The sequence below is a fragment of the Paenibacillus odorifer genome, from assembly GCF_000758725.1.
Taxonomy (GTDB): domain Bacteria; phylum Bacillota; class Bacilli; order Paenibacillales; family Paenibacillaceae; genus Paenibacillus_AQ; species Paenibacillus_AQ odorifer.
Map to the genome: position 1 here is coordinate 5141467 of NZ_CP009428.1, position 12083 is coordinate 5153549.

General features: G+C 46.6%; 10 protein-coding genes and 1 other annotated feature. Of the genes, 2 read left to right on the plus strand and 8 right to left on the minus strand.

Features of this window, described 5'->3' with window-relative positions; all coding sequences use genetic code 11:
- Window positions 1–63 precede the first annotated feature (63 nt).
- Window positions 64–969 carry an aspartate carbamoyltransferase catalytic subunit gene (locus PODO_RS22525; RefSeq protein ID WP_036683376.1) on the minus strand — a complete coding sequence of 302 codons (906 nt, stop codon included), beginning with the start codon at window positions 967–969 and terminating at the stop codon, window positions 64–66.
- 4 nt (window positions 970–973) lie between these two features.
- A complete protein-coding gene (pyrR, locus tag PODO_RS22530) occupies window positions 974–1537 on the minus strand; it encodes a bifunctional pyr operon transcriptional regulator/uracil phosphoribosyltransferase PyrR (RefSeq protein WP_036683379.1) in 564 nt (187 codons plus the stop codon).
- A gap of 78 nt (window positions 1538–1615) precedes the next feature.
- Between pyrR and PODO_RS32180 the strand changes: the two genes are divergently transcribed.
- Complete coding sequence (locus PODO_RS32180) at window positions 1616–1747, plus strand: hypothetical protein (protein ID WP_256716065.1); 132 nt, start codon at window positions 1616–1618, stop codon at window positions 1745–1747.
- Window positions 1748–2517: 770 nt separating this feature from the next.
- On the opposite strand, the gene PODO_RS22535 is transcribed toward PODO_RS32180, so the two are convergent.
- From PODO_RS22535 to lspA, 3 genes are all read right to left on the minus strand, one after another.
- Complete coding sequence (locus PODO_RS22535; protein ID WP_038572841.1) at window positions 2518–3771, minus strand: LL-diaminopimelate aminotransferase; 1254 nt, start codon at window positions 3769–3771, stop codon at window positions 2518–2520.
- A gap of 205 nt (window positions 3772–3976) precedes the next feature.
- Window positions 3977–4948 carry an RluA family pseudouridine synthase gene (locus PODO_RS22540; protein WP_038572843.1) on the minus strand — a complete coding sequence of 324 codons (972 nt, stop codon included), beginning with the start codon at window positions 4946–4948 and terminating at the stop codon, window positions 3977–3979.
- Window positions 4941–5453, minus strand: coding sequence for a signal peptidase II (gene lspA / locus PODO_RS22545; RefSeq protein ID WP_036683603.1), 513 nt, complete (start codon window positions 5451–5453; stop codon window positions 4941–4943). Before lspA ends, PODO_RS22540 begins: the two co-directional genes overlap by 8 nt.
- Window positions 5454–5699: 246 nt before the next feature.
- Between lspA and PODO_RS22550 the strand changes: the two genes are divergently transcribed.
- Window positions 5700–6422 (plus strand): TraR/DksA C4-type zinc finger protein, encoded by a 723-nt coding sequence (locus PODO_RS22550; protein WP_038572845.1) that lies wholly within the window; start codon window positions 5700–5702, stop codon window positions 6420–6422.
- A 92-nt stretch (window positions 6423–6514) separates the two neighbouring features.
- On the opposite strand, the gene PODO_RS22555 is transcribed toward PODO_RS22550, so the two are convergent.
- From PODO_RS22555 to PODO_RS22570, 3 genes are all read right to left on the minus strand, one after another.
- Window positions 6515–6805: a DUF5665 domain-containing protein gene (locus tag PODO_RS22555; protein ID WP_282579970.1), complete on the minus strand. Its 291-nt coding sequence runs from the start codon at window positions 6803–6805 to the stop codon at window positions 6515–6517.
- A 335-nt stretch (window positions 6806–7140) separates the two neighbouring features.
- Window positions 7141–10233, minus strand: a complete 3093-nt coding sequence (ileS, locus tag PODO_RS22560) for an isoleucine--tRNA ligase (protein WP_036683608.1) — start codon at window positions 10231–10233, stop codon at window positions 7141–7143.
- Between the two features lie 732 nt (window positions 10234–10965).
- Window positions 10966–11240 (minus strand) — a binding site (T-box leader).
- Window positions 11241–11425: 185 nt separating this feature from the next.
- The gene (locus tag PODO_RS22570) at window positions 11426–11938 is read right to left on the minus strand and encodes a DivIVA domain-containing protein (protein ID WP_051491297.1); all 513 of its coding nucleotides are present in this window, start codon (window positions 11936–11938) and stop codon (window positions 11426–11428) included.
- Between the last annotated feature and the right edge of the window lie 145 nt (window positions 11939–12083).

Below are 12083 nucleotides of genomic sequence, written 5' to 3' on the forward strand. Positions count from 1 at the left end.
TATATAATAAAAATTCATCTTTGTGTATATTTATTAGTCTCTATACGTTAGCATTCTGTAAGCTTATAGTAAAGCTCTTTCGAGAACCGCCATCCGAACCGGTACGCCATTAGACATTTGCGGGAAAATCCGCGATTGACTGCACTCTACTACTGCATCATCAATCTCTAGATTCCGGTTAACCGGAGCTGGATGCATAATGATTGTGTCTTTGGCGAGCTTAGCTGCCCGCTCTTCTGTTAGACCATAGTGGCTACGGTAATCTTCAGCAGACAGCTTAATGCCGGAAGTATGGCGCTCAAGCTGTACTCGAAGCATCATTACTACATCCGCTTTAAGAGCTTCTTCCATAGTTACGTAAGGCGCATACTCCATAAGCTCAGGAGCCTTCATATTATCCGGTGCGCAGAACTGCACCTTGGCTCCCATTTTCGTAAGCCCCCAGAGATTAGAACGCGCTACGCGGCTATGCATAATGTCCCCAATGATGGAGACTGTCAGGCCTTTTAGTTCCCCAAAGGTTTTGGTCATGGTGTATAAATCAAGCAGCGCCTGCGTAGGATGTTCATTGTTACCGTCGCCCGCATTGATAAGCGGTATGGACACCTTCTCAGCTAACTGCTGCAGCACACCTGCAGGCTTCAAACGCACAACTCCGGCATCGATCCCCATCGATTCCAGTGTGCGCACTGTATCGTAGATCGACTCCCCTTTTTCTACACTAGAAGCTGCAGCCGTAAAATTAAGTACTTGCGCACCTAGTCGTTTCTCTGCCATCTCGAAAGAGAAGCGTGTGCGTGTGCTGTTCTCAAAAAACATGTTAGAAATAAAATGGGAGTTCAAGATGGGCGTCAGCTTTTCACTTTGATTGTCCCAAAATGCTGTTCTGTCAAGCAGTTGGATAATTTCCGACCGGTCAAGCTCTTTGATTCCCAGCAGACTACGTTCCTTTACCTTGGTAAGTGTCATGATGTTATCGTTCCTCCCGGTTTGAAATAATGTAGACCTCATCTTTGCCGTCGTATTCCTTCAGCGCCACTTCAATCTGCTCGTGCTTTGAGGTAGGTACATTCTTACCGATGTAGTCCGGCCGGATCGGCAGCTCGCGGTGTCCGCGGTCAGCCAGTACTGCCAGTTGAATCATTCGTGGGCGTCCGCAATCCATCAAAGCGTCCATCGCCGCGCGGATGGTGCGTCCGGTGTAAAGTACATCATCGAACAAAATGACTTTCTGATCATGGATGCCAGCACTTCCTGAAGTAATAACGACGTTACTCTTCACTACTGCTTCACTGCCTTCCACTTCACGATCATCCCGGTAATGTGTGATATCCAGCTCACCGTATGGAATCTCGACGCCTTCAATCTCCTTGATGCGCTCAGCGATACGCTGTGCCAGATACACACCTCGTGTCCGAATGCCGACCAGCAGACAATTTTCGATACCTTTGTTCTTCTCCAAAATCTCATGAGCAATACGCGATAAGGCCCGGCGGATCGCCGTTTCATCCATAATGACATTTTTCTCAGTAACCATAATCTTGTCACCCTCCAGCTTGTTCGCCTATTCAAGTTCCCGGAAATCAAAAAAATCCTTGCCTATAACAGGCAAGGAGTGAAATCCGCAGATGAGGAAGATGACGGCCGCGCGCATAAAAAGACAGTTCCGTATTTACACACGGATACCTTTCTAAGAGTCGCGAACCTCGATTCACGTTACCTTGCCAGCCTCACAGGACTGAATTAAAGGCGCTATTCATTTAACAAGAATTATGACAGAACAACCCCCTCATGTCAACTTTCTCTGCCTAAACTTTTGCACTTCTCTTCCTTACTTCTATTAACAACAAGGGGAAAGCGGTACTCAGTATATCTGCATAAAAAACGAGGCTGGTCCCAAATAGCCGTTTCATCACTTTTAGGACAGCCTCGTTTATGTTCTTAACACTACTTGATGTCCAAATGGTTCAAGAGGCGCACCTAGTAATGCTCCAAATGATGCAATCGTTGAGGTACTTATATAGTAATTAGGGAATTCCTCCCTGAAATTCAGAGATTTCTGTTCATCAGACTTGTAATTAGGGAAAACTTCCCTAATTATTGACCGATTCAGTAACTAATATAGAACCCCCCTGATTATTAGGGAGGTTTTCCCTGATTTCGTTCATTTAGAGCGAATATCGGTTAATTTCAGGGAGCTTTTCCCTAATTAGTTTAAAACCCACTCTTTACTTCACACAAACACAGAACGCATATAGCTCACCACACAAGTCCGCCACACAAGTCCACCGCACAAAGTCCACCGTCACAGCTACCACAAATCATCTACTGCAAGCTGTACGAAAATCACACACAGCATTCATCCACCACCCACCCCAATAGTACAGAACACGACACGCGGCTTATAGTCATAAGGCACAGCAACATCTACAACATTTCCTATTCCATAAAAAAGAAGCTGCCCCAAAGTAGAATTCACTACTTTTGAGACAGCCTCATTAATTTCAATAACAATGCTTAAAATTCAAATTCCACATCGCTAAGACGTCTTTGAATTTCAGAGATGACACGTCTCTCTTCCTCTTCACCTTTAGCAATAAAGGTAACGGAGAAACGAACAAACGGACCTGCATCATCCCAAGGCACAGTGGAGATCAGCTTCTCACGAATCAGGAATTGGGAGAAATCTTCACCGGATTCAAAGCGACGGCCGTCTTTGATTCCCTTAGGTGCAGCGACATACAGGAAGAAGGAACCTTTTGGCTTCTCAGCTTTAAAGCCGAGGCTGTTCAGTGCATCAACCAGCAGGTTGTGACGACGGGAGTATTTATCCGCAATCGCTTCAGTAATCTCCGGATGAGCAAGACCATAAGCCGCTGCTTTTTGAATCGCGATAAATTGGCCGGAATCGTTATTATCCTTCACATCGCTGAAAGCTTTAACCACTAGCGGATTGCCAGCCACAAAACCAATTCTCCAGCCCGTCATATTGTAAGACTTAGAAAGAGAATGCAGCTCTACACCCACATCCTTTGCACCTGGTACGGAGAGGAAGCTAAGTGGCTTCAAACCGTCATAGGTCAAGGCAGCATAAGGAGCATCATGAATAACCACTACATCGTATTTTTTCGCCCATGCAACGACCTCAGCAAAAAACTCAGGAGTGGCACTAGCACCCGTTGGATTGTTTGGATAGTTTAGATAAAGAAGCTTAGCTTTACGAGCAATGTCTTCCGGAATTTCATTCAGATCTGGAAGAAATTTGTTCTCCTTCTTCAGCTCCACCGTAAATACTTGTCCACCCAAATATTTAGTATGTGTACCCAAGACTGGATAACCCGGCACGGTCATAATCGTGATATCACCTGGATTGATGAAACAAGATGGCAACATAGCCAGCGCAGGCTTCGATCCGATGGAGTGAACTACCTCCGTATCTGGATCAATACCTTCCACCCGGAAAACTTCCCGCAAATATTCAGCAGCAGCAGTCTTGAATTCGGCAATTCCGTTGTCCGCATATCCGCGGTTTTCTTCCTTCGCTGCTTCTTCAGCAAGCTTAGCTACGATACCCGCATCAGCCATCTCATCCGGCTCGCCTACGCCCATATCAATTAGTTCAATGTTTGGAAAATCCTGTTTTGCGGATGCTTTAGCACGTTTGATTTTCTCGAATTTATAAATCGAAGTGTCTTTGCCATAATCGGCACCGCCGATGCGGTCTGCAAAATTAGTCTGAATGAAGCTATCTTGGTATTGTTCAATACTCATACTGTCATCTCATCTCCTGAATATCTATTCTACTTTTAAAAGAAACGGCTTCGCCGTCCCTTGGATGGCGTATGTTTCCGGATATCCGTTTCATTATAAAAATAAGGATAAAGAATAAGGCATTACCCTTTCTTTATCCTTATGTTTTTAAATATGCCGTAAAGTAGTGTTCAATACCATAGACTAATTATCACTTCATTTGTACTTATCTGCTGCGTAGTGTGAACAGGACTTCTTCCATGTCCTCCGGAATAGGTCTGCTGAATTCTTTATATTCACCTGTGGTAGGATGAATAAATCCGAGCACCGCCGCATGCAACGCTTGTCCATTCATCGTAGTGCCCTTGCTGCGTCCATATATCGGATCGCCTACAAGTGGATGGCCAATGAACTTCATATGTACCCTGATCTGATGCGTGCGGCCAGTCTCCAGCTGCAGCTCCAGCAGTGTACAATCTCCGAAGCGTTCCATTACTGTAAAATGGGTCACGGATTTTTTGCTGTTCTTTTCGGTTACTGTGTATAGCTTGCGATCATGTGGATCTCTGCCAATCGGTGCGTCAACAGTGCCCTTATCATGCGACAAGTTGCCGTGTACGACTGCAATATATCGGCGCGTAACACTATGCTCTTTAAGCTGTGCGGCAAGTGAGGCATGACTGGCATCATTCTTAGCCACCATGATAAGACCAGAGGTATCCTTATCGATCCGATGTACAATACCTGGACGAATCTCACCGTTAATGCCGGACAGATCCTTACAGTGATACATCAGCGCATTTACTAAGGTGCCTGACGGATGTCCCGCAGCTGGATGCACAACCATGCCCCGGGGTTTATTAATCACAATGACATCGCTGTCTTCATATACAACTTCAAGAGGAATGTTCTCCGCGATCAAATCCGTTACTTCTGCTTCAGGGACAACAACGCTAACCACGTCGCCTTCCGATAGCTTATAGTTGGCTTTCACTGGCTTGCCATTAACCGTAACGTTACCGCCGCTGATCCATAGCTGCACCTGAGAACGGGAAATTTCTTCTTCCCATGATTCCGTAATATATTTATCGATTCGCTCCCGCGCGTTCTCTGCCGAAACGGTCCATTCCGTGACGTCCCTCTCTTCTTCGCTCGTAGATGCCGCTTGGTGATTGACGTCTTTATTCAAATCATTCATTCCCTTCTCTTACTTCCTTTGCTTCTTTTACTTCTTTTATTTCCGTAATTTCTTCGCCGTTCTTAAGGTCACGAAAAGAATCCAGAAGAATCAATCCAACCCCAATGACGATACAAGAATCCGCCACATTAAAAATCGGGAAGCTATAGCTCCCAAAATTGAACAGAAGGAAATCAACAACCTCACCATTGATTATCCGGTCCAGGAAGTTACCGATAGCTCCACCCAGTACAAGCCCTAGGGCAACAGATAACAGCTTCCGCGAGTGTCTAGTCTTGTTCAAATACCAAACGATACCACTAACCACTACAACCGTAACTAGAAAGAAGAACCATTGCTGACCTTCGAGAATCCCAAAAGCAGCCCCGCGATTGCGATGAGAGGTAATCAGGAAAAAATCTCCGATAACAGAAATCTGTTCTCCAATCTCCAGACGTGTAGCAATGAGATACTTTGTCCCTTGATCCACCAAAAATACAATAAGAGCAATCAAATAGTACACCACAGAAGTTGTCACTCCGTTCTTATTTTTCCCGCTAAATGCGGTACGAATACTGTTTAAAGACTTGTATATTGTAGCACAGCCCTTAAAGAATCGTCTATTGCGGGACATCCGCTAAGTTCAATCTTGGGGACTATTTTCCAGCGGTAAAATCCCTGCTCTCCGGTCAACCTAACAGAAGAACCATCCGGTGTTATCCGGCAAGTCGGAATGATTCTTATAAAAGGTACAGAAAGGAGCTTTCTCATTATGACGCACCTGACAGTACAGCAGCTCTCAGAGCTACGTGCACGATTGGAAAAAGATCGGAATACGATTCAGCGCAGGCTTCAGAATAATGAACATTACGGCTTAGATGAATCCATGCGGGATGGTTCCGGAGAACTTTCCGAGAATGACAACCATCCAGGAGATGCAGCCACCGATTTGTATAATCGCTCCATGGACATTTCACTGTTAGAACGGGACGAGCATGAGCTGGACGATATTGAAGCTGCTTTATCCGCTATGGATAATGGCACTTATGGGATATGCAAGGCTAGTGGTGAGCCGATCCCTTTTGAACGTTTATCTGCCATCCCTTCCACACTTTATTGTAAAGAGCACAACCCGCGGCAAAACGCACCTTTCACTCGTCCAGTGGAAGAGGAGCTGTTATCTCCACCTTTTGGACGCACCAGTCTGGATGAGCGCGACGATCAAAACGGTTTTGACGGCGAGGATGCCTGGCAGATTGTTGAAAGCTGGGGTACCTCGAATTCTCCCGCCATGGCGGAGGGCAACAATATTGATTCTTATAATGATATGGAGATTGAAGCCGATGAGCTGGAAGGCTGCGTAGAGCCTTGGGAGAACTTTATCGCCACTGATATCACGGGCAACAATCTGATTGTAGTGCCGGGACGGAGCTACCAGCGTTATTTGGACAGTGACGAGGCAACCCATAGTCTTGATCCTCTCGAGGAAGACTAAACACAGATGTCCCATACACAAAATCATTTAAACGGCGTACTGTTCCAGTTTTAAGGAATGGTTCGCTGTTTTTAATCTTAACGTTTCGATGACTATTTGAATTCTAGCTGACGCTGTACGATCCGCACAATATCCGCAATATAATCCCCAATGATCGGTAGATTGAGCGCGCCTAGTCCCTGAAGGATATAAATAATCGTTGCCGCAAAAAAAGTAAAACCCAGTGCAATCCCAACTCCCCGAGCTGCTCCAAATAAAATATTTCTCCAAATCAACCGCCAAGGTGAATATAGTAGATCCGTATATTGATAAATTCGGGATTTTTCCAAAATATGAGCCCACTCAAAGGTCAATCGGTACATCGTATTCATTTTTTCTTCCAGCGGAATATCCTCGGGATTACGCGGATCTGCTGTTAGATACTCAGGATTAACTTCAGGAAAAGCCTTATTCTCCTTTTCCTTGTCTGGGTTATTCTTATTGCCGGATGTCTTAATGGAGATTCTCCTCTTGTTTCCCTCCACAGCTACGGCTCCTCTCATATGTCTTTCCTTCGCTACAAAGTAAACGAGCCCGGCCAAAGAGAATTCATCTCCTTAAGCTCGGGACTCGTTAGTTTTGCGCCGAAATATAAAGACTATATTTCCCGCATAAACGGAATATCTCCGTTTACACTTATGCCGCTAGTATATGCTGTTTTGGGACAGGTAATGCAGAATTATGCTTCGATATGGATACCGATTGATTTATCACCGACTTCTACCGTCTCAAAAGCATGTTCTCCATCAAAATCAACCGTAGTCACAAGTACATTGTCTCGCAGTACATTGTCAAATGCTGTAACAGCTGCTTTTAGCTCATCGTCTAACTTCAAAGTGAGTGCGATCCGTTTCTCGATCGGCAGATCCAGACGTTTACGGTAATCTTGAACCGCACGAATAATCTCACGAACCCAGCCTTCTTGTTCAAGCTCAGGCGTGATTTCGGTATTGAGCGCAACCGTAACTCCATATCCGGAAGCTGCGGCGAAACCTGCTTTGGCTTGTTTTTCAACAAGCAGCTCTTCAGAAGTGATTACAAGCTCTTCACCTTCAGGTGTCGCAATCGCGATTGAGCCGTCTTGCACCGCTTTACGGGTAGAGTCACTATCCATAGCTTTCAGAAAGCCTTGCAGGAAGCCTACGTTTTTACCGTATTTTTTACCGGCAACCTTAAGATTCAGCTTGAGTGTGAAATCAACAAATCCGCTGTCACTGTTCTCCAGCACGATGTTCTTGATGTTGATCTCGTCTTTGATGATCTCTTCATACTCAGACAAATGGAAGTCACGGTTCATCGAAACGATCAGCTCGGACAGCGGTTGACGATTCTTAATGCCTGTTTCGTTACGTACGTTACGCGCCAGCTCAACGATCTGTCTTGCACTTTCCATATCCTCTTCCAGCTCTTTATCGATCAAGTTCTCGTCAGCAACCGGGTAGTCTGCCAAATGCACACTTTCTCCGCCGCCAAGGTTCGTGAAGATATCTTCGGACAACATCGGTGTAAATGGAGCCATCAAAGTCGCTGTCGCCAAAAGCACATGAGTCAACGTACGGTAAGCATCCAATTTATCTTCACCTAGACCACTACCCCAGAAGCGGTCACGGGAACGACGGATATACCAGTTGCTCAGCTCATCCACAAAGTTCTCAATCGCTCTAGACGTATTTACGAAGTCATTTACCGCAAGTCCTTTATCCACCAAAAGAATCAAGCTGTTCAGACGGGACAGGATCCAGCGGTCCAGCTTATGTTTTGATACCTTAAAAGGATGATCGGCTGGGTCGTATCCATCGATGCCCGCATAAAGCGTTAAGAAGGCATGTGTATTCACCAGCGTATCCACTACTTTAGATTTTGTCTCACCTACAAGACCACGCGAGAAACGTTTATTATTCCACGGTGCACTGTCGGACAAAATAGCCCAACGGAATGCATCCGTGCCGTAATCGTTCATGATTTCCCAAGGATCAATAACATTGCCTTTGGATTTGGACATTTTTTGACCATTCTCATCGAGGATATGACCGTGAGCAATAACTGCTTTATATGGAGCTTTACCCTTAAACAAGGTGGATACTGCAAGCAAGCTGTAGAACCATCCGCGGGTCTGGTCGATCCCTTCACAGATCATATCTGCCGGGTACTGATCATTCAGCTTATCCTCGTTCTCAAATGGATAATGGCTTTGTGCAAAAGGCATTGAGCCACTGTCGAACCATACGTCGATCACTTCCGATGTACGAACCATCTCTGCACCTTCGCTAAACGGACTGCGCAGCTTGATCTTATCCACGAAAGGTTTATGCAGCTCGATATCTTCAGGAACATCACCAATCGCCATCGCTCTTAGCTCTTCAATGCTGTGTGGTGCAAACTCTTTGCCCGTTTCTTGACATACCCAGACGTTGAGGGGTGTACCCCAATAACGGTTACGGCTGATATTCCAGTCAACCAGTTCATCCAAGAACTTCCCGAAACGACCTTCACGTACATGCTCAGGGTACCAAGCCACACTGTTGTTGTTAGCAATCAGCTGATCTTTGATCGCTGTAGTGTTGATGAACCAGCTGTCTGTTGCGTAATACAAAAGTGGTGTATCACAACGCCAGCAGAACGGATAGCTATGCTCGTATTTCTCTTTACCGTAAAGCAATCCTTTTTCAGACAAAACCTTAATGATATCCAGATCGCAATCCTTAACAAAACGTCCCGCAAAATCAGAAACTACATCCGTATACTTACCGGAATTATCAACCACATTTACGAAGCTGATGCCATTCTCACGGCAAGTCTTGTAGTCATCTTCACCATGTGCTGGTGCCATGTGTACGATCCCTGTACCACTGGAATCTGTAACGAAAGAAGCACCTACGATAACATTACTTTTCTCTGCCTTAATATATCCGAATGGAGGTGCGTAAGTTTTACCGATAAACTCGGAACCTTTATGTGTAGAAAGGACTGTGTGCTCGCCTTTCATTACTTCTTCGACCAAGTTTTTAGCAACGATGTACACACCATCTTCTTGTTGCACACGTACATAATCCATGTCCGGGTTCATAGCTAGCGCCATATGGGCTGGCAAGGTCCAAGGTGTTGTCGTCCAAGCCAATACGTAGTCTCCGCTGTCATCCAGCTTGAACTTCGCAGTTGCACTGAGATCCTTAACGGTTTTGTAGCCTTGGGCAACTTCATGCGAGCTTAATGTAGTCTGGCAGCTCGGGCAATACGGGCTAACACGGTGTCCGCGGTAAAGCAACCCGTTCTCATGCACTGTAGCCAAGATGTTCCATACACTTTCGATATAGGTGTTATCCAAGGTTACGTAAGGATTATCTAGATCTGTCCAGTATCCAATCGCTTCTGTAAATTCACGCCATTGCTTCTCATAACCGAAGACGCTGTCTTTACATTCCTGGATGAATTTTTCTACGCCATATTCCTCAATCTCTTGTTTACCGGAGATGCCAAGCTTCTTTTGTACGCCTAGTTCTACTGGCAGACCGTGTGTATCCCAGCCTGCTTTACGTACTACGCGGTAACCTTTCATTGTCTGGTAACGACCGATGAAATCCTTGATTACCCGTCCCAGCACGTGTCCGATATGCGGCGCACCGTTTGCTGTTGGCGGACCTTCATAGAATACATAGTTTGGACGTCCCTCACGGTTCTCCATGGACTTGCGGAACGTATTCTCTTCGTTCCATTTCTTCAATATGCGGACATCTCTTGCCCGCGCCTTTTCTCTGACATCTACTTTTTGCATGTGATGGTCAATCCTTTCATGGATTAGTCTATAAAGCTCTTTTCGATCCTTGGGCGATCCTGCGCAGCAGCTGCCCCTTCTTTCCGGGCACCCGAGCTGCGATCCCGTAGGGCAGCAATCGCTCGGGGGCTTCGGCGGCATTGCGCAGCAACCGCCCCTTCTTTCCGGGCACCCGAGCCGCGATCCCGTTAGGGCAGCAATTGCTCGGGGCGCCAATGAGCGACCTTGCGCAGCTGGTCGCACACCGCTCTTGCCCTGGCTCCCGAGCCGCGATCCCGCAGGGCAGCAATCGCTCGGGGCGCCATTTCGCGACCTTGCGCAGCTGGTCGCACCGCTCTTGCCCTGGTACCCGAGCCGCGATCCCGTTAGGGCAGCAATTGCTCGGGGCGCCAATGAGCGACCTTGCGCAGCTGGTCGCGCACCGCTCTTGCCCTGGCTCCCGAGCCGCGTTCCCGCAGGGCAGCAATCGCTCGGGGCGCCAATGAGCGACCTTGCGCAGCTGGTCGCTCACCGCTCTTGCCGTAAAGGCCCCGCAGGCGAATCCGCCAGGGGAGCCTAAGAAGGGCCGCTCCTTCAGCCACATGATTCCGTTCGTTTCCACCACCGTACCTATTTGCACGAGGCTTTACTTTGCGGGTGTCCAGAGGGCGGCAGCCCTTGGGGTCCCCCTTAGAAAGGGGGATTTAGGGGGATGGCCGCCCCGGAACAACAAAATAAGCGTCATCCCACCCCCAAAGGGGCGAGACGACGCTCGCGATACCACCCTAATTCTGCGCATGAGCACATCCTTAAGGGGAGTGTATTCAGCACAATCTCAGTCCTGCGCGTAAATCTTGTGCACAGGTCCGGTGTAACGTCCGGCAGACGGTTAAGCTTACGCACGATCAACGCTTCAGCTTAACTTCTAGGGGAAGATCTTCCGGCAGGGCTCGAACAATCGGCTCGCAGCAATCGCCGACTCTCTGGAGAACGTTACCTTGTCGTACTTGTCCCGTCATCGAATACATATAAACATTATACAGATATGTTCTATTTATAGACTTTTTGAATCTAAATGTCAACAGCCATTCGCCCAATCTAGCTATTAAGGACGTACTTGCGCATGGAGTTCACTTTATTATGGTCTATTTTATCGGAAAATAAAAATAGAGGGAATAGCTCCCTCTATTTAGCCAATTATCGTCTGAAACCTTTAGATGCGATGAAGAACATCATCCTTGAAGGCTACGTTCTCGCTCGCCTCACGACTCTCTAAGGCATTCCAGTCATCCTGTGATAACAGCTCCAGCTGAGCTTCCACTAATGTCCGGAAACGAGTGCGATAGATCGAAGCTTGCTTACGCAATTCTTCAGTCTCAATAGCAACCTTACGGGATTTGGATAACGCTTCGTTAATAATCCGATCGGCGTTTTTCTCCGCTTCCTTGATAATGAGCTGGGATTCCTTCTTGGAGTTGTTCTTCACATCATCCGCCGCTTCCTGAGCGACTAAGATCGTCTTTGATAAACTTTCTTCAATATTCACAAAATGATCCAGACGCTCTTGAATAGACAAAAGCTGATTCTGCAGTTCCTTGTTCTCACGGATGACGCTTTCGTAATCCTTGATCACTTGATCTAGAAATTCGTTGACCTCGTCCTCATCATAACCGCGAAGTCTCCGAGAAAACTCCTTGTTATGTATATCGAGCGGTGTTAATGGCATGCTGTGCACCTCCTAGAAATTTCGGACCTTCTTTATCTCTAAATCGCAACTAAGCGGCAGACAAAGAAGAAAGACTGTACTTCAAGTAAAGGCAGAAGGTGTTTCTGTGTTCCGCCTGCCATTTATGGTCCGCCTCTTCTTTAAA